Raw genomic sequence first — 18,639 nt, 5'->3', positions numbered from 1 at the left:
TGAGTCATGGGACGCAAGCCAAACCTTACGCTTGGTCGCGGCTGACCGCAACTGTGCCCCTACACGTCGAGTTCCTCGGCCTCCTCGGCCCGGTCCATGATGAAGCGGAACCGCGCCGAGGCGTCCTTCCCCATCAGCTCGTTGATGATGCGGTCGGTGACCAACTGGTCCGCGATCATCACCCGCAACAATCGTCGCGTCTTCGGGTTCAGTGTCGTCTCCCACAACACCTTGGGCATCATCTCGCCGAGACCCTTGAATCGCGTGATGTCCGGCTTGGCGCGACCCGTCGCCTTCTTCACGATCGCGTCGCGCTGCGCGTCGTCCTGGGCCCAGAAAGTCTCCTTGCCGACGTCGATCCGGAACAGCGGCGGCTGCGCGAGGTAGACACGCCCGCCGGTCATCAGCTGCGGCATGTGCCGGTAGATGAACGTCAGCAGCAGCGTCGAGATGTGATGGCCATCCGAATCGGCGTCGGCCAGCAGGATGACCTTGCCATACCGCAGCCGGGCGATGTCGAAGTGCTTGCCCACGCCGCAGCCGAGCGCCGTGACCAGGTCGGCCAGTTCCTTGTTCTCGAGCACCTTTGCGGTGGAGGCGCTTTCGGTGTTCAGCACCTTGCCACGCAGCGGCAGGATCGCCTGGCGGACGCGGTCGCGCCCCTGCTTGGCCGAGCCACCCGCCGAGTCGCCCTCGACGATGAACAGCTCGCTGAGACCGCGGTTGGTGGTGGTGCAGTCGGAGAGCTTGCCGGGCAGCGTGAGCCGGTGCGCGGTGGCGGTCTTGCGCGTCACCTCCTGTTGCGCGGCCCGGCTCGCCTCGCGTGCGCGTGCCGCGAGGATCACCCGCGCCACGATCGCTTCCGCGATCGAGATGTTCTGGTTCAACCAGTGCTCGAGTGCCGGCCTGACGAGGCCGTCGACGGCCGACTGGATCTCCGGGTTGTTCAAGCGGTCCTTGGTCTGGCCCTGGAACTGCGGCTCCTCGATGAACGCACTGAGCACCCCGACGAGGCCTTCCCGCAGATCCTCGGCGGTCAGCGTCACGCCGCGCGGCGTCAGGTTGTGCGTCTCGATGAAGTTGCGCATGGCCTTGCCGAGGCCGGCCCTGAAGCCGTTCTCGTGCGTGCCTCCCGAGCCGGTCGGGATGCCGTTGACGTAGCTGCGCAGGTGTTCGTCGGTGGACTCGGTCCACTGCAGCGCCATATCGAGCCGGAGCGCGCCGTCGCGCGACACGACGAACGGCGCGTCGTGTACCGGCCGCGCGTCGCGTTCGGCCACCAGCTTGCGCAGGTAGTCGGCCAGGCCTTCGGCATGCGCATAGGTCACCTTCTGGCGCGTGACCTCGTTCTCGAAGGTGATCTTGAGCCCGCGGTGCAGGTAGCTGGCGACCTCGAGCCGCTGCGCAATCGTCTCCGCGTCGAACTCGATCTTGGGAAAGATTGTCGCGTCGGGGTGGAAGAACACCGTGGTGCCGCTGCCGCGCGCCGCGCCGATCTTGACGGGTGGCCCCTGCGGCACGCCCTGCCGGAAGCGCTGCTCCCACTGGAACCCGTCGCGCTTGACCGTGGCGATCAGCTCCTTCGACAGCGCGTTGACGACGCTGGCGCCGACGCCGTGCAGGCCGCCGGAGGTCTTGTAGTTGCCCTGCTCGAACTTGCCGCCCGCATGCAGCACGGTGAAGATCAGTTCGAGCGCCGTCTTCTTCGTCTTCGCGTGCACGTCCACCGGGATACCGCGGCCGTCGTCGGTGACGGTGATGGAACTCCCGTCGGCGTGCAGGATCACGCCGATCTGGGTGGCATACCCGTTCATCGCCTCGTCAATCGAGTTGTCGACGATCTCCCAGACCAGGTGATGCAGACCGGCGGCTCCGACGCCGCCGATGTACATGCCGGGACGCTTGCGGACGGGCTCGAGGCCCTCGAGGACGGTGATGTCCTTCGCGGTGTAGGACGTGGTCATTCGGAAAGGAAAAAGGGCGAAAAGGGCGAAAAGGGCGAAAGGTCCGAGCAAAAGGATAAGGGAAAAAGGGGAGGGGCGAAGAAAAAAGAAAAGGCGGGGCCGCTCCGCGACACCCGCCTCTTCTCTAACGCCTAACGCCTAACGCCTACGTCATATGACTGTAGCAACCCGGTACCCGGTACCCGGCACCCGGTGTCGATGAACGGCCGGCTCGGAGAGCCGGCCTACCCTCACTTGATGAACAACATCTCGCGATACGTCGGCAGCGGCCAGTCGTTGGACGGGACCACGGACTCGATCGCGTCGCCCACCTCGCGCAGGGCAGCCATGGCGGGGACGATCTTGTCCCGCATGTACTTGGCATGCTTGAGCGATTCGCCATTGCCTTCGTGTGCGATGGCGATCGTGAGCGCCTCGGTGCGCTGCTTGAAGGCGTCCACCAGCTTGGTGACATGCACGAGCAACTTCTTGGCTTCCTTGCTCTGGACGCCCGCGGCCTTGCCCGCCGCGACGCTCTGCGCCACCTGGGTGAGGTAACCGAGGGCTGCCGGCAGGATGTACCGGTTCGCCATCAGCACCATCGTCTGGGCTTCGACGTTGATCGACTTGTTGTAGGTCTCGAGGTTGATCTCGAGGCGGGCCTCGAGTTCACGCTTGTTCAGGACCTTGTAGGCCTCGAACAGCTTGACCGCCTCGGCCGAGGCCAGCTGCGGCAGCGCGTCCACCGTGTTGCGCAGGTTGAGCAGCCCGCGCTTGCTGGCTTCCTTCTGCCACGCGTCGGAGTAGTTGTTGCCGTTGAAGATGATCTGCTTGTTCTCCTTGGTCAGCTTCACGAGCAGCTTGCCGACCGCATCCTCGAAGTCGGCGCCCTTCTCGACAGCCTTCTCGAGCTCGGTCGCGATGTAGTCGAGCGAATCGGCCACCGCCACGTTGAGGACGATGTTCGGGAAGGCGATGCTCTGGTTGGACGAGACCGCGCGGAACTCGAACTTGTTGCCGGTGAAGGCAAACGGGCTCGTGCGGTTGCGGTCGCCCGCGTCGCGCGGCAGCTTGGGCAGCACGTCGACGCCGGTCTCGAGCAGGCCGCCGTGGGTGGTGCTCCGCGTCGCGCCTTTTTCGATCTGCTCGAAGATGCCCGTGAGCATATCGCCGAGGAAGATCGAGATGATCGCCGGCGGCGCTTCGTTGGCGCCGAGGCGGTGATCGTTGCCGGCGCTGGCCACGCTCATGCGGAGCAGGCCCTGGTACTTGTTGACTGCACGCATCACCGCCGCGCAGAACACCAGGAACTGGATGTTGTCGTGCGGCGTATCGCCGGGGTTCAGGAGGTTGTTGCCCTCGCTGTCGCCCATGCTCCAGTTGACGTGCTTACCGGAGCCGTTGATGCCGGCAAACGGCTTCTCGTGCAGCAGGCAGGCGAGCCCGTGCTTGGGCGCGACCCGCTTGAGCGTCTCCATGACCATCATCTGGTGATCGGTGGCGACGTTGGCCTGCTCGAAGATCGGGGCGATCTCGTACTGGCTCGGGGCGACTTCGTTGTGTCGCGTCTTGACGGGGACGCCGATGGCGTAGAGTTCGTCCTCGACCTCGCGCATGCAGGCGAGCACGCGCTCGGGTATCGAGCCGAAATACTGGTCCTCGAGTTCCTGGCCCTTGGGAGGCTTGGCGCCGAACAGCGTCCGGCCCGCGCCGATGAGGTCCGGGCGCGTGTAGTAGAAGTGCGCGTCGATCAGGAAGTATTCCTGTTCGGGGCCGCAGGTGGTCGTGACGCGGTCGGCCTTGGAGCCAAACAGCTTCAGCACGCGGACAGCCTGCTTGGACAACGCCTCGATCGAGCGTAGCAGCGGCGTCTTCTTGTCGAGCGACTCGCCGGTCCAGCTGATGAATGCCGTCGGGATGACCAGCGTCGTGCCGGACGCCGTCTTGTAGATCCAGGGCGGGCTGGTCGGGTCCCACGCGGTGTAGCCGCGCGCCTCGAAGGTGGACCGCATGCCGCCGGAGGGGAACGACGAGGCGTCGGGCTCGCCCTTGATCAGTTCCTTGCCGCTGAACTCCGTGACGGCCTTGCCGTCGGGAGTTGGGGAGAGGAAGGCGTCATGCTTCTCGGCGGTGATGCCGGTGAGCGGCTGGAACCAGTGCGTGTAGTGCGTCGCGCCGTGCTCCAGGGCCCAGTCCTTCACGGCTACCGCGACGGCGTCGGCCACCGACTCGTCCAGGGGCTCGCCGCGGTTGATCGTGCGACGAAGACGCTTGTAGACGTCGCGCGGCAGCTTGATGCGCTGGACGGCGTCGCTGAAGACGAGCCGGCCGAAGTCATTGGCGGAGCGGGGAGTGGGACGGGCGACCGGCCCGTTCACAGCCCAATCCCGGATGGCGCGAATCGCTTCGCGCGACGCAGCTGATGCCATAGGTGTCGTGTGCCTCGCGGAGTAAGAAGACATGGGCGCCGACGCGGCATTGCGCCCGACGCGAATGCGGGCAGTATGCCGGAACCAGACATGGTTCAGCAAGGTCGCTGACACGGTTTATAAAAACGCTAACTTTAATCCAGAAAGCATGCGTCGTGCACGGCCTTTCTATGCAGCCACGGACTGCGGGCGTGGTCGGGTCTTTTCTGGCGCCGCCCGCCTCGGTATCATGCCGACCGTGACGACTACGCCCTCCGCCCGCGACAAGGCCGCCCAAGACGCCGCCGCGCTCGTGTCCTACTTGCGCACCGTCCCGTCCGACGCGGTCATCACCGACCTCATCGACCTCGGCGAGCATCTCGAGCGCGCCATCCGGGCCTTCCACATGGAGGCGATCCGGTTTCGCGCGTTCACGATGAGCCGCCTGATCAAGCAGCACCACGAGACGCTACCCGCCGACGTGTCCGTGCGCATGGACGCGATTCTCCAGGACCTCGAGGCCGCCGGCTTCCAGACCAGGTCAGTCACCGCATAGGCGGTAAGAACCGCGAAATGCTGCAATGCCGGAATGCGGGAATGTCGAGAGCCGCACTCGATAACTCCGCACACACGTAGCAGCCTTCAGTAGTTCGATGCCGCTCCGACAGCGGAGCGCATCGAACCCACTGTTCAAAATCCAGCTCGGCCAAACTGACTACAATGCCGCCTGTCCACACACGAGGTTTCGCGAAAGGCAGGAGGCAAACGGCTCGAGACCGGAGATGGGCCGCGCGATCCGTCATTCCGTGACGGTGCCCGCGAAGAGCCGACGAACCGTCGAGGCGCGGGCCGTAGCCGACCTTGCGCCGGCAGAATTCACGACCACGATCGAAGCAGACGGCGTTCTCGTGGCCGACAGGTTGCTCGAGGAGCTCGTCAGCATTGCGGCATTCCAGCATTGACTGCCCGCCCGACGAGGCCCGTCAGGGCCGAGGCGGCGGCGGTGGATATCGGTGGTGGTAGCCGGCGAAGTTCTCGTTGACCTGCGTGGCGTCACTCTTGCCGGTGAGCGTCGCGACTGCGGCCAGCATGTCGGCCGCGACGTCCCAGCCGGCTGAATTGGTTTCCTCGTAGTGCCCCTGCGGACGTCCCATCGCCTGCCCGTAGCGGCACGAGCCGACGACCGCGTCGCGCGCGGCGCCTTCCGGCAGCGCGGCCAACGCCGCCGGGTCGTCCGCCAGCTTCTTGCAGCGCGCGCCCGACACCGCATCGGGGAAGTCGATGAGACCTGCCTGGTGCAACCTGGCGCAGGCGCCGGCACCGCCAAGCTTGTCGGCCACGCACAACACGCGATAGTCCGACAACGGCAGGATGTAGCCGAGTTCGTCGTTGCCGAGGCCCACGGCCCACGTCCACGTGCCCGGTAGCAATCGCTTCACGTAGCCTGGCGTCGTGATCTGATCCGGCGGCGTGTGGGCCGATGGTGTTTCGTCCGCCCATCGCTCCGGCGTGGCCTTGATGCCTTTCGGTAAGCCGATCACGAGTTCGCCCGGCACCTCACCAGGCAGGAACGCCAACGTCAGCTCGCCGATCTGCAGGAGGCTGACGGCGCTCCGCGTGTGGTCTCCCTTGCGAATCGGGCCGACCACCGGATCCTCGTCCACCGCCCGTCCGTCGTCGTGGCATGTGGACTCGGTCTTGGGGCCCGAGGCCGGGCACGTGTAGAGCTCTCCCGGCTTGAAGCCGAGGCTGGACCGGCCCGACTCCGCGTTCACCACCGCCAGCTTCCGGAAGCCGATGTTGGACATCCGCGTGAAGAACGGCTGGTGCCGCACGTCGAGGCGCGAGGGCTCGAGCGGTTTCGCGTCGCGCAGCAGGCCCTCGACAGCGACACCGAGCTGCTCGCCCACGAGGATCGGCTTGCGGAAGTTGCGCACGAGGAAGTCTCGCCCGACGCTGCCCGGCGGGACGGCATTGGGCGGTGGGGTGTAGCCGTCGCCAATCGGCGTCCGCTCACTGACTTCCCACGCAGGCACGTCGAGCGGCGATGCCATCGCGCCGATGGCGCCGTTGATGTAGATGACTTCGCCGCCAAGTCGACGGGCGAGCCAGCGGGCCAGGGCGCCCGGGTAATCTGCCGTCAGGTAGCGGCCTCCGGCGTCACAGGCCTCGGCCGTCCAGCCGAGGGTCTTGCAGGCGGCGGCAATGCGCTCGCGGGGCGGTGACCAGTTGAGCGTGCTCTCCGGATGGTCAGCCCAGTTGACGAGCGTGGCAATGACGCGCCCGTCGGCGGCGCGGGCCTGCAGGACACCGAGTGTCGGATCGTAGACGCGCAGGCCTCCGAGGTCGCTGCCGCCGAAGTAGTGCGTCCCCTCGGCGACGCGCAACGTAGCCGGCTCGAGCCGTTCGACGGCCTCCTTCACTGCGTCGCGTGTCTGCTCGAGGAAGAAACGGTACCAGTCGGGATTGACCGCGAACGCGGTGTCGGGCCCGTGGTGGTTGTGCGTGGCGTGGATCAGGACCTCGACCTTGCCCTGTCGCTCGGCCGGCAGCACTTCCCGCACCATCCGCCGCAGTTCTTCGGCGTCCGGCCTGAAGACCATGTACACATCGGCCGACGCAATCACCACGACGCGATCGGTCCCGGCGCGCTGCACGGCGAGGGTGCGCACGCGCAGGTCATCGCGCACCCAGTGCGCGTTGTCCTTGCCATTGCCGACCGTGATCGGGCCCTGATCGAACTGCGCCGCGAAGACGCCGGGGTCGTCGGCGTCCGCGTCGGGTGGCAGGCGCTCCGGAGCGGCGTAGCCGTGGCCGCCGTCAACAGTCGGCAGGACCGAGCGGCTCGAGGTACCGACGAGCCATCCCTTGTCGGCGGCGGGCGCGGCGGGAGTACCGGCGCAGGCCGACGACACCACACACATCAGCAGGAGAGCGAGGCGGCGCATGCGCGACATCGTACCTGCTTGGCGGAGCCAGCGGATGGGTTGGTGGAGCAAAGGGAGCTACTCAGGGACGCCGATCACCTGGGGCGCCGGCGGCACGACGCGCGTGAACGAGCCGCGCTGCAGCAGTTCGCGTCCCTTGCCGCCGCGGGCGGTGACCTCGTACTTGGCGGTGCTGATGGTCTGCTCCGCACCGCGTGACGTCTCGACGACCATCAGATCGCGGTCGCCGCGCGAGGCGATGAAGCCGAGGAGCCGATCCTTGGCGCCATCGATCTTGATGAGGATAACGCCGCGGCCCGGGCCCGACAGCACATTGACTTCGTTGGCCGCGCACAGCATCGCGCGCGCCTCCCGGGTCGCGGCGATGATCGTCTCCTCGCCGGTCACCTGCGCCACGCCAACCACCTCGACCCCGTCGGGCAGCTTCACGAACTTGCGCCCCGCGCGCGTGCTCGGCTCGATGTAGGGCGCCAGGCTGAAGCGCAGCGCGTAGCCGTCCGACGATGCCGCCAGCGCGTGACGCGGTGGTGTCTCGCCCTCCGCCTTCGGGTGCAGCCCTGGGCTCACGCGCGGGTCCAGGCTCATCACCGCCACCACCCGCTCGCCGTCCTTGAACTTGAAGAACCGTTGCACTGGTTCGCCGTAGCCCGTCGAGGCCGGGACGTCGATGAAGCGACATGTGTACGCCCCGCCCTGGGTCGTGAAGAGGACCAGCGTCGCGCGCGTGCTGCCGCCGACAGCCGCCAGGATCTCGTCGCCTTCGCGCAGTCGCGTCGTCGCCGGATCCTTGACCTCCTTCTGGCGCTTGATCCAGCCGTCGCGCGAGACGACCACGACGTTGTCCTCCTCGATGATGAAGGCCTCCGCGTCGTACTCGACGACCTCGTCGTCGCTGGCAAAGGTCGTCCGACGGCGATCCGCGCGGGTGTCGCTGTAGACCTTCTGCACCTCGGCGATCTCGCTGCGCACGAGTGCCCAGCGCGCCGGCTCGTCGCCGAGCAGGGCGATGATCTCGGCCTGCCGTTCGCGCTTGTCGGCCAGTTCGCGACGGATGATCAGGATCTCGAGCCGCGCCAGCCGGTAGACCTTGAGCTCGAGAATCGCGTCGGCCTGTTCGGCATCGAGTCCGAACGCCGCGATGATCTTGGCGGCCGCATCGGCCTTCCCGTCCGACTTGCGGACGATCTCGAGGATCCGATCGAGCGCGTCGAAGACCTTCTCGAAGCCTTCGAGGATGTGGACGCGCCTGGCAATCGCCGCGGCCTCGTATTCGAGCCGGCGGTTCACGACCTCCATGCGGAAGTGCAGGAAGTGCCAGAGCATCGCCTTCAGATCGAGGCGCTCGGGCCGGCCGATGTCCTCCTGCTCGGTCGGGATCAGGCAGGTGAGGTTCACGCCCAGGCTCACCTGGAGCGGCGTGTGCCGGCACAGGTACGCCATGATGAGCGCCTCGTCGGCGTCCCGTTTGATCTCGAGTTCGACGCGGATGTCGTCGGTGCTCACGTCGCGCACGTCGAGCAGCGGTGGCAGCTTGCGCGAAATCACCAGGTCGGCGATGCGCGTGACCAGTTCCGACTTGTCGACCGTGTACGGGATGGCGGTGATCGTGATGACCTTGCTGGAGCGCCCGACCTCACCTTTCTCCCAGGTGCCGCGCAGGCGGATCGCGCCGCTGCCGGTGCGATAGATTTCCTTCAACTCGTCGGGTGAGTTGAGGATCTGGCCGCCGGTGGGGAAGTCCGGGCCCTTGACGTACTTGCACAACTGCAGCGTCGTCAGCTCGGGGTTGTCGATCAGCCGGAGCAGCGCCGTGCAGACCTCGCCGAGATGGTGCGGCGGGATGTTGGTGGCCATGCCGACCGCGATGCCCATCGCGCCGTTGATCAGGAGCGTCGGGACGCGCGCGGGCAGGACGACAGGCTCGGTGCGTGTGCCGTCGTAGTTGGGACGGAACGGCACCGTGTCCTGGTCGAGTTCGGAGAGCAGTTCGTCGCTGATGCGCGCGAGCCTGCACTCGGTGTAGCGCATGGCGGCGGCGCCGTCGCCGTCGAGCGAGCCGAAGTTGCCCGACCCGTCGACCAGCGGATACCGCAGCGAGAACGACTGCGCCATGCGTACCAGCGTTTCGTACAACGCGCTGTCGCCGTGCGGGTGGTAGTTGCCCATCACGTCGCCGACGACCTTGGCGCACTTGCGGTGCTTGGCGTCGGCCGTGAGGTTCTGCTGCCACATCGTGTAGAGAATGCGGCGCTGCACGGGCTTCAGGCCGTCGCGCACATCGGGCAGCGCCCGCGACGTGATGACCGAGAGGGCGTAATTGAGGTAGCGCGTCTGCGCCGCGTCGTGCAGTGCGACGTCGGTCTCGCCGGGACCGGTGGGAGGCGGGGGCGTGCTGCCGCCGTTGGGCGCGCCTGGCAGGTCGAACAGGTTCGGTTCAGAGGACATTTACGGTTTCATTGTCGGCCGTCGGCTTGCGGTCGTCGGCGTTCGTCAACACAGGCGGCCCCGGACCATCGGCCTTCGGCCTTCGGGCACAACAGACTCGTGGGCTGCGGCCTGCCCGGCTACAGGCTACACGAGGGCGAATGCATGGCGAAGCGCTTTGTCGAAGGCCGAAGGGAGGTCGGCGAAGCCTGACGAAGGCCGACGCCGATGGCGAAGCCGATTGACGAAGGCCGGTGGCCGGTCAGCGAAGACGCCTGACGATGGCCGGGTTCATGCGGCCGGAGGCCGGCCCTATTCGGCATCTGGCGGCGTGACGGTGGCCATCCACGACGCGTAGCCGTGGTAGCCGACCTCGGCCTGCCGCGCGCGGATGCGATCGAGGAGGGCGTCGGCCGCGGCCGCGGCCAGAAGCGGGCGAGTCTCGACGTAGTCGGCCACCTGGGTTGCCGCGGCCTCCGCGCGGGCCTCGGATCCCTTCGAGAGGCCTTCAATCGATCGGGCGACGTCGGTTGCCTGGACCCCGAGGTAGTGTTCGGTGAGCCAATGCGCGACGTCCTTGGCGTGATGTTCGGACGCCTTGATGTTGCCGCGGCCGGTCACCACGTTGCCGACACCGAACACCCCCGGGACCGGCGCGTAGGCGCCCGTATCCCAGTCGGCGTAGTCGTAGAACGTGCCCTTCATGACGATGCCGGGCAAAGGCTCGGGAAGGCTGCCGATGGAACTCACGACCAGCGAGCTGTGCAGCTCGAACGGCCGTTCCTCGCGTGCGACGGCCTTGCCATCACGCATCTCCGTTTCGACGAACCGGACGCCAACGACATGGTCGTCATCGGTGAGCAGGGCCACCGGCAGCGCCAGCGGACGCACGCGGAACAGGTATCGCTCCTGCGCCTTGGCCAGCAGTTTCTTGCGAACCACCTCGATCTTCAGCAACTGCTCGGCCGAGGCGCCCGGCGGCGCCGTCGCCACCGGCATGTCCTCGACCCGGCGGCGGTAGACGAGCCAGCTGTCCTCGACGCCGAGCGCGGCGGGATCCGTGATCCCGTGCTTCAGGCAGGTGGCGGGAATCCCGGCGTGCTCGAGGTCGTGCATCGTGACGTCGATGCCGCGGGCGGCGAGCGCCTGGCCATACAACTCCAACTGGAACACCTTGACGACGTCGATGGAGGCGAGTCCGCCGCCGATGCAGATCGCGCCTGGCGGGATGGTGTAGCGGCGCCCAGCGTAGGCCGCCTCCTGGGCATGGTTGAACCAGTAGATGAAGGGGTTCTGATAGACCAGCCCGCGATCGACCCAGGCCTCGGCGCCGGGAATATCGAGCGGCCGATCCCGCCATGCGCCGTTTGCGAGCAACACCGCGCTGAACCCCCATCGCACGACGTCGTCGAACTGGATGTCGGTCCCGAGCCGGGTGCGTGGGACGACGTGGACGCCCGGACGATCGAGCTTGCCGTCGATGCGCTTGTATTCCATGCGTCGTTGATCGCGATGCCAGCGCGGCAGACCGTCCTCGATCTTGCCATACGGGCGGAGATTCTGTTCGAAGACGATGACCTCGATGCCGCGCGCCGCCAGGATCTCGGCCGCGGTGGAGCCCGCTGACGCGCCGCCGAAAATCGCCACCACGTGCCTGTTCGCGTCGACCATTGCTTACGTGACCTCCGGTCGCGGCGCGTCCGGCACACGGTGGCCGAGATCCACGACGATGCATTGCCATTTGCCTTGCTTGAAGCGGGCGATCGAGAGCAGGCAGCGGGTCATGTGCCCGGCCACGATGGCGCGCCAGATGTCCACCGCCTCGAACGTGCCGATGCGCGCAAACAGCAGGCACAGGCCGAGCGGCACCAGCAACTGCGACACGATCGAGATGTAGAGCGGGCTGCGGGTGTCGCCCGATCCCTGGAGCGCGCCGGTATAGGCCAGCGCCACCGTGACAAACAGCCCGGACACGGCGAGGTGACGCAGCAGGCTGCGCGCCAGCGCGCTGGTCAGCGGATCGTTGACGCCGAAGATCGCGAGCAGGGCCGAGGGAATCAGCAGGAAGAGCAGGCCGACGCCAACCGCGACGCCGAAGGCGATGCGCGAGCTCACGCCCACGGCAGCCCACGTCCGGTCGGGCCGGCCCGCGCCCAGGTTCTGGCCAACCACGGCCGCGGTCGCCCCCATCACGCCGACCGACGTGAAGGTGATCAGCGAGAACAGTTGCGTGTACGCAATGGCGTAGGCTGCCTGCGCGTTGGCGCTCTCGGGCAGGGCGCCGATGAAGCGCAGCAGGAACACGCCGCCCACGTTCATCGCCACGCCCTGGATGCCGGTCGGCAGACCGAATTTGAACAGTTGCCGAATCAGCGTCCAGTCGGGACGCAGGGCGGTGAGGTTGGGCAGGTGGACCGCCGCCGAGGGCGATCGCATGGCCATCAGGCCGAGCACCGCCACGATCAGTGACGCCGACACCGTGCCCATGGCGGCACCGGTGGCGCCGAACGCCGGGATCGGACCGGCGCCTCTGATCAGCACGACGTTGAAGACCACGTTGAGGGCGGTCAGGAGGATGCCGAGGCGCAGTGGCGTACGCGGATCGCCGGCGGCCCGGAACGCGCCGCCGAGCATGAAGAACATCAGCAGGCCGATGCCGCCGACAAACATCAGCCGCAGGAACGGCAGGGCCGCCTCCCGGACCTCATGCGTCGCATTGACGAACAGCAGCAGCCGCGGCGAGAGCATGTAGCCGAGCGGCGCCATCACGCCGCCGGCCAGTACCAGCGACACGAGGAAGGCCTGGCCGACGGTGCGATCGACCGAATCCCGGTCACCGGCGCCAGCGAACCGGGCGACCAGCACACCCATCCCGGCGTACAGCGAGCTGATGAAGACGATGACGACGACGAAGATCTGCCAGCTGACGCCGATGGCGGCGTTGGCCGTGTAGCCGACGAAATGGCCGACCATGGCGTGGTCGATGATCCCTTGCAGTCCGCCGATGGCGTTCTGCAGCATGGTGGGCCAGGCGAGGCGCCAGACGGCTCGTCCGAGGGACCCCTCGATGATCGAGCGGTCAAAATGCGACGGGCGCGCGAGGGGCGGCATGGCGGCTACACGATAGCCCGACCGCCCCGACCCGTCGAGGCGCGTGGTGGCAGAACATCGTGATCAGCGGGTAGACTACCGGTTCTGTTGCGCGGCTGCCAGCCGCGCTGGGTTCCATCCGGAGATACGTACTGTCATGGCCCTCTTCGATCGCTTTCGGCAGCCCAAGTGGAAGCATGCCGACCCGGCCATCCGGCTCGAGGCGGTCAACGAGCTCGGAGACGACGCGCAGGAGGTGCTGTGCAGTCTCGCCCGCGAGGACGCGGATCCCGGTGTGCGCCGGCGGGCCGTGGCTCGCGTGGAAGACATCGGCACGCTCGCCAGCGTGGCCCGCAGCGACATGGACGAAGGCGTCCGTGCCGAGGCGCGCAAGCTGCTGATGGACCTCGCTACGGACGGCAGCGATGAGTCCGAAGCGCTCGAGGCGCTGGCTGGTCTCGACGACGAGCGCGACCTCGCGGTGATTGCGCGGACCACCGACGCGGAGGCCGTGGGCCTCGCGGCGCTGCGCCGCGTCTCCGCGCCGCGTCTCATCGGCAGCGTTGCCGGCCGGGCCGCTGGCGGGGGCATCCGCCTGGCCGCCCTCGCCCTGATGACCGATCCGGCCGAGCGACTGCTCGTCGCCCTCAACAGCGAGCACAAGGACGTCGCGCTGTCGGCCCTCGAGTCACTCACCGACGCGGACGCGCTCGAGCAGATCGCCAATCGCGCGAAGAACAAGCTCGTGTCGCGGCGAGCGCGCACACGCTTGCGCGACCAGCAGCCGGCAGCGGTCGACGCACCGGCGCACACCGGCGAGCTCAATCGCGATCGGTTGTGCGACATGGTGGAAGGGCTCGGGCACGAGCCGCGCGTCGACGCCATCCAGGCGCCGCTCGATGCCGCGGTCGAGGCGTGGCAGCAGCTTGCCGCGCTGGACGAGGCGCCATCGCTCTTGCAGACCCGATTCGATGCCGCCGCGGCGGCGGCTCGGGCCCGTCTCGAGCAGTTACGCGCCGACGTTGCCGCGGTCCAGGCCGAGGCCGAGGCACGCGCCGCCAAGGATGCGCGTCGCGCCGACGTGTGCCAGCAGCTCGAGGACTACGCCGGCGACGACATCGAGGATGCCGTCACGGCCGCCCAGACCGCATGGGGCGAGCTCGACGCCGAACACGAGCCCGGCAGCGATGCCGTGAACCAGCGGTTCCTCGCGTCCATCGCGCGCCAGCGCGCCCGTCTGGCGGCGCGGCTGGCCGATGCCGAGCGGCACACCCAACTGGCGAGCCTTGCCGGCGAGGCCGAACTGCTCGCCGGCATGGACGACCTGCCACACGCGCACAAGCGCTGGGCCGACCTGCTCAGGCGTTGGACGTCACTGGCGCAGGATGGATCGAACGTCGACCCCGTGCTGGTTTCACGTGTGAAGGCCGCCGAGAGCGCGATCGCCTCGCGCACTGCCGCCATTCGCGAGCAGGAGGGTGCGGCCCGCGGGGAGAACCTGGCGCGTGCGCTCGCATCGTGCGATCGCCTCGAGGCGATCACGGCCCGCGAGAACCTGCCGCTGAAGGACGCAGAACAAGCGCTGCGCGACGCGCGCAGCACCGCCGAGCAACTCGGTGCCCTCCCGTCACGCGACGACCAGGGGGCCATTGTCGATCGGCTCAAGAAGGTCCAGGCGCGGTTGATGGACGTGATTCGCGACCTGCGCAGCGCCGACGACTGGAAGCGCTGGGCCAACGCCACGGTGCAGCAGGAGCTGTGCGAGAAGATCGAGGCGCTGGCGCAGATCGAGGCGTTGCCCGACGTGGCCAAGCGGCTCAAGGACCTGCGGCAGGACTGGAAGCAGGCCAGCGCGGGGCCACGCGGCGCCGAAGGCGACGCGCTCTGGCAGCGCTTCAAGGCCGGCGCCGATACGGCCCAGACACGCGTCGATGCGTTCTACGCGCAGCGCTCCGTCGAGGACGCCGCGGTGTTGCAGGAGAAGGCGCAACTCGCCGAGCAGGCAGAAGCACTGGCCGAGTCCACCGACTGGCTCAAGACCGCCGACGCGCTGAAGGCGCTGCAGCAGCGGTGGAATGCGCTCGGGCACGCGCCCCGGGGCGAGCAGGGCAAGGCGCTGAACAACAGGTTCCGCGCCGCGTGCGACCGGTTCTTCACCCGTCGCAAGGACGACCTGACGCAGCGCAAGGACGTCTGGAGCGCCAACCAGGCCGTGAAGGAGGACCTCATCGCCCAGGCCGAAGTGATCGCCGAGACGACCGACTGGAACGCCGGGGTCGAGACGATCAAGGCGTTGCAGGCAGCCTGGAAGGCGAGTGGCCCGGTCAAGCGGCAGAAGTCCGAGCAGCTGTGGCAGAAGTTCCGCGCTGCCTGCGACCGCTTCTTCGAGCGCTACAAGCATCGCCATGAGGCGGAGTTCGATACCCGTCGCGCCACCCGCGAGCAGGCGCTGATCGATTTCGAAGCGCTGGCCGCCGAGGAGGGCACCGAGGGCCCGCCCGTGCTCGCCCGCGCCGAAGCGGCCTGGCACACGTGGCGGAACGGTCCGCCGCTGCCACGCGACATCGTCCGCCCGATGCAGGATCGATTCGCGACCGCGTCGCAGGCGCTGCTCGAACGCTACCCCGAGACGTTCCGCCGTTCGGCGTTCGATCCGGAGGTGACGCGGACACGGATGACCGAATTGGTGACCCAGGTGGAGCAGCTCGGGTCGCCGCTGTCGTCACCACAGGCATCAGTGCAGGTGGCCCCGGCCGCCGCGCTGGCGACGATGCTGAAGGAGGCGCTGGCGTCCAACACCATCGGTGGGCGTGTCGACGATCAGACGAAGCGACGTGCCGCGCAGGAGACAGTCCGTGTTGCCCGGGCGGCGTGGAGCCGCCTTGGCCCGGCGTCGGGCGATGACGCCGCCGACCTGGAACGGCGCTTCGCCGCCGCGTGCCGCAAGTTCGACGACCCGCGTGACCAACACGGTGACCGGGGCGATCGCGGGGACCGCCGTGGCCCACGGCCGCAAGGCGCGCGGGCGCGCGCGCCACGGCAAGACCAGCGCGCCTGAACAAGGGACAAGAGACAGGGAAGAAGTCACAAGGGCATCAAGGGACAAGCGAGAAGACAAGGGCAAGACAGCAGGTAGAAGGCGGAACTACGGGCAGGCCGCGCGTTCGACACTCACGCAGCGACGGCGCCATGAGCCCATTCACTTGTCGCTTTCGTCCTGGTCCCTTGTGACTTGTCGCCCTTGTGACTCGTTCCTTGTCCCTTGTTCACCGGTCGTTCGGATCCTCGAGGTAGGTGTAGCCGTGCAGGCCTTCTTCGTAGAAGCGCAGCAGCCGCCCTGACTCGAGGTAATCGAGGCGGCCGGCGCGGACGGCGGCTTCGACGTCGTTGCGCATCTTGCCGAGCAGGTGCTCGACGTCGAACTCGACGTAGTCCAGCACTTCCTTCACCGTGTCGCCCTTGATCACGGCGTCGAGCACGACTTCTTCCTTGTCGTTCAGGCTGACGTGCACGGCGTGCGTGTCGCCGAACAGGTTGTGGAGGTCGCCGAGGATTTCCTGATAGGCACCCACCATGAACACCCCGAGCAGGTACGGCTCGTCCTTGAGCGTATGGAGCGGCAGCGTCTTCTTGACGTCGCGCCGGTCGATGAACTGATCGATCTTGCCGTCGGAGTCGCAGGTGATGTCGCCAAGCACGGCGTGCTGCGTCGGCCGCTCGCCGAGGCGGTGGATCGGCATCACCGGGAACAGCTGGCCGATCGCCCAGCTGTCGGGAATCGACTGGAACAGCGAGAAGTTGCAGAAGTACGTGTCCGAGAGCATCTCGTCGAGCGATTGCAGATCCTCGGGCACGTGATCGAGACCTGACACCAGCTTCTGCAGCTTCACGCAGATGTGCCAGTACAGGTTCTCGGCATGGCACCGCTGCTCGAGCGACAGGTACCCGGCCGAGAACAGGTTCATCGCCATGTCGAGCGCCGCCTGGGAGTCGTGATAGCTCTCGAGCGCGTTGCGCGCCGTCAGGTTGCGCAGCGTCTCGATGAGATCGGCCACCGGCTGTTCGAGCTCGTCGCTCACCTCGGTGGGGACGCGCTCCTCGCCGAACTCGGACACGCCGAGCACGTTGAACACGAGCAGGCTGTGGTACGCGGCAATCGCGCGGCCGCTCTCGGACACGATGGTCGGGTGCGGCACGTCGGTCTCGTCGCAGACCTGCTGGAGGTGGTACACCACGTCGTTGGCGTACTCCTGCAGCGTGTAGTTCATGCTCGACTCGAAGTTGGTCTGCGAGCCATCGTAGTCGACGCCGAGTCCGCCGCCGACATCCAGGTACTCGAGGCCGGCGCCCGCCTTGTGCAGCTCGCAATAGATGCGCGCGGCCTCCACCAGCGCACCCTTGACGATGCGGATGTTGGGGATCTGGCTGCCGAGATGGAAATGCAGCAGCTTGAAGCAGTCGGCCATGCCGCGCGACTTGAGCTCCTCGAGGCTGCGCATGATCTCGGTCACCGTGAGCCCGAACTTGGAGCGGTAGCCACCCGAGCTCTGCCACCGCCCGCTGCCCCGAGCCGCGAGCTTGACGCGGAAGCCGATCTGCGGACGCACGCCGACCTTCTCCGCGTACTCCAGGATCTGGCCGAGTTCGGTGTATTTCTCGACCACGGGGATGATGTTGCGGCCGATCTTCTGGGCCAGCATCGCCATCTCGATGAACTCGGCGTCCTTGAAGCCGTTGCAGATGATCGGGGTGTCGTTGGAGGCCAGCGCCGCCACCGCCATCAGCTCGGGCTTGCTGCCGGCCTCGATGCCGAAGTTGTAGGGGCGGCCGAACTGCAGCACCTCCTCCACGACCTGGCGCTGCTGGTTCACCTTGATCGGGTACACGCACGTGTACTTGCCGGTGTACTGGTGCTGCTGGATCGCGCCCTGGAACGCGTCGTGGATGTCGCCCAGGCGATGCTTCAGGATGTCGGGGAACCGCACCAGGATGGGCAGGTTGATACCGCGCATCTGGAGCCGATCCATCAACTCCTTCAGGTCGATGGACCGTTCACGCGTCTGCGTCGGGTGCACGAGCACATGCCCGTTCTCGCCGATCGAGAAATAGCCGTTGCCCCAGCGGTCGATGTCGTACAGCTCGGTCGCATCGACGGTGGTCCAGGAGTCGGTGGCGCTGGTGCCCGGCAGAGCGCGAGGCGAGACCGTGGTCATCGGGACATCATACGGGCAATTGACCCTCGTCTATCGGCTTCGTTGCAGCCACGCGTGGTGATGATTCGGTGACGGGACCCGGGCCCGGCCCGTCGCGCTGGCTAGCGTTGTTTGCGGTATTGCGCCACGCGGACGGCGGCGTCGACGCTGCGCGTCTCCACCTTCGCGTTCACCACCGCGCCTTCCTCGAGCACGAGCCGCGGCGCGGCGATATGACCCTGCAGGCGTGCCGTCGCACGTATGTCGATGATCTCGGTCGCCGTGAACTTGCCCGAGGCCTGGCCCAGCACCGTGATGTCGCGCGCGAGCACGTCGGCATCGACCCGTGCGTCACCTTCCAGCCGCACGCAGTGCGCGGGTGCGGCCAACTGACCGCGCAGGGTGCCGTGCACCTCCAGGTCCTCCTCGGTGGTGATGGTGCCGGTGATGACGACGGTGGAACCGAGCACGGAAGGACGGGCGTCGGCGGGCGGTAACGTGGACACAGTGGGCATCGATTCTGCGAAATGTAGGACACCGCGCGGGAGCGCGGACGACAGCGACGCGTGAGGCGTCAGCGCAAGGATCGTAGCCGGGATCCCGCGTGAATGAAACCGCCACGGCAAAGAAGCCC

General features: G+C 67.4%; 11 protein-coding genes. 3 read left to right on the top strand and 8 right to left on the bottom strand.

Annotated features, from left to right (window positions below):
• Window positions 1-59: 59 nt before the first annotated feature.
• Together LuPra_RS17790 and LuPra_RS17785 are read right to left on the bottom strand one after the other, a co-directional pair.
• Window positions 60-1,964, bottom strand: a complete 1,905-nt coding sequence (locus LuPra_RS17790; RefSeq protein WP_110171986.1) for a DNA gyrase/topoisomerase IV subunit B — start codon at window positions 1,962-1,964, stop codon at window positions 60-62.
• A 230-nt stretch (window positions 1,965-2,194) separates the two neighbouring features.
• Window positions 2,195-4,372, bottom strand: coding sequence for a glutamine synthetase III family protein (locus tag LuPra_RS17785; RefSeq protein ID WP_110171985.1), 2,178 nt, complete (start codon window positions 4,370-4,372; stop codon window positions 2,195-2,197).
• 238 nt (window positions 4,373-4,610) lie between these two features.
• Between LuPra_RS17785 and LuPra_RS17780 the strand changes: the two genes are divergently transcribed.
• Both LuPra_RS17780 and LuPra_RS32025 read left to right on the top strand, forming a co-directional pair.
• Window positions 4,611-4,907, top strand: coding sequence for a hypothetical protein (locus LuPra_RS17780; RefSeq protein WP_157899342.1), 297 nt, complete (start codon window positions 4,611-4,613; stop codon window positions 4,905-4,907).
• Window positions 4,908-5,004: 97 nt separating this feature from the next.
• Window positions 5,005-5,313, top strand: a complete 309-nt coding sequence (locus LuPra_RS32025; protein WP_157899341.1) for a hypothetical protein — start codon at window positions 5,005-5,007, stop codon at window positions 5,311-5,313.
• 21 nt (window positions 5,314-5,334) lie between these two features.
• Here LuPra_RS32025 and LuPra_RS17770 read toward each other — a convergent pair whose 3' ends face one another.
• The 4 genes from LuPra_RS17770 to LuPra_RS17755 form a co-directional block, all read right to left on the bottom strand.
• On the bottom strand, window positions 5,335-7,299 hold the full coding sequence (locus LuPra_RS17770; protein ID WP_110171982.1) for a hypothetical protein: 1,965 nt from the start codon (window positions 7,297-7,299) through the stop codon (window positions 5,335-5,337).
• A gap of 57 nt (window positions 7,300-7,356) precedes the next feature.
• On the bottom strand, window positions 7,357-9,744 hold the full coding sequence (locus LuPra_RS17765; RefSeq protein ID WP_234800448.1) for a DNA topoisomerase IV subunit A: 2,388 nt from the start codon (window positions 9,742-9,744) through the stop codon (window positions 7,357-7,359).
• Window positions 9,745-10,035: 291 nt separating this feature from the next.
• Complete coding sequence (locus LuPra_RS17760) at window positions 10,036-11,394, bottom strand: hypothetical protein (protein ID WP_110171981.1); 1,359 nt, start codon at window positions 11,392-11,394, stop codon at window positions 10,036-10,038.
• 3 nt (window positions 11,395-11,397) lie between these two features.
• Complete coding sequence (locus LuPra_RS17755) at window positions 11,398-12,834, bottom strand: MATE family efflux transporter (RefSeq protein WP_110171980.1); 1,437 nt, start codon at window positions 12,832-12,834, stop codon at window positions 11,398-11,400.
• A 136-nt stretch (window positions 12,835-12,970) separates the two neighbouring features.
• Between LuPra_RS17755 and LuPra_RS17750 the strand changes: the two genes are divergently transcribed.
• A complete protein-coding gene (locus LuPra_RS17750; protein WP_110171979.1) occupies window positions 12,971-15,871 on the top strand; it encodes a DUF349 domain-containing protein in 2,901 nt (966 codons plus the stop codon).
• 208 nt (window positions 15,872-16,079) lie between these two features.
• Here LuPra_RS17750 and speA read toward each other — a convergent pair whose 3' ends face one another.
• On the bottom strand, window positions 16,080-18,026 hold the full coding sequence (speA, locus tag LuPra_RS17745) for a biosynthetic arginine decarboxylase (RefSeq protein WP_110171978.1): 1,947 nt from the start codon (window positions 18,024-18,026) through the stop codon (window positions 16,080-16,082).
• Between the two features lie 101 nt (window positions 18,027-18,127).
• On the bottom strand, window positions 18,128-18,520 hold the full coding sequence (locus tag LuPra_RS17740) for a bactofilin family protein (protein ID WP_110171977.1): 393 nt from the start codon (window positions 18,518-18,520) through the stop codon (window positions 18,128-18,130).
• Window positions 18,521-18,639 lie beyond the last annotated feature (119 nt).

The organism is Luteitalea pratensis (assembly GCF_001618865.1).
In the GTDB taxonomy this organism is placed as follows: Bacteria; Acidobacteriota; Vicinamibacteria; order Vicinamibacterales; family Vicinamibacteraceae; genus Luteitalea; species Luteitalea pratensis.
This window is presented reverse-complemented; position numbering and strand designations above follow the sequence as displayed.

Excerpts from the sequence above, each read along its gene's own strand:
- speA (WP_110171978.1), bottom strand. The coding sequence starts at position 18,026 with ATGACCACGGTCTCGCCTCGCGCTCTGCCGGGCACCAGCGCCACCGAC.
- LuPra_RS17740 (WP_110171977.1), bottom strand. The coding sequence starts at position 18,520 with ATGCCCACTGTGTCCACGTTACCGCCCGCCGACGCCCGTCCTTCCGTG.
- LuPra_RS32025 (WP_157899341.1), top strand. The coding sequence starts at position 5,005 with ATGCCGCTCCGACAGCGGAGCGCATCGAACCCACTGTTCAAAATCCAG.
- LuPra_RS17765 (WP_234800448.1), bottom strand. The coding sequence starts at position 9,744 with ATGTCCTCTGAACCGAACCTGTTCGACCTGCCAGGCGCGCCCAACGGC.
- LuPra_RS17750 (WP_110171979.1), top strand. The coding sequence starts at position 12,971 with ATGGCCCTCTTCGATCGCTTTCGGCAGCCCAAGTGGAAGCATGCCGAC.
- LuPra_RS17760 (WP_110171981.1), bottom strand. The coding sequence starts at position 11,394 with ATGGTCGACGCGAACAGGCACGTGGTGGCGATTTTCGGCGGCGCGTCA.
- LuPra_RS17785 (WP_110171985.1), bottom strand. The coding sequence starts at position 4,372 with ATGGCATCAGCTGCGTCGCGCGAAGCGATTCGCGCCATCCGGGATTGG.
- LuPra_RS17770 (WP_110171982.1), bottom strand. The coding sequence starts at position 7,299 with ATGCGCCGCCTCGCTCTCCTGCTGATGTGTGTGGTGTCGTCGGCCTGC.
- LuPra_RS17755 (WP_110171980.1), bottom strand. The coding sequence starts at position 12,834 with ATGCCGCCCCTCGCGCGCCCGTCGCATTTTGACCGCTCGATCATCGAG.
- LuPra_RS17790 (WP_110171986.1), bottom strand. The coding sequence starts at position 1,964 with ATGACCACGTCCTACACCGCGAAGGACATCACCGTCCTCGAGGGCCTC.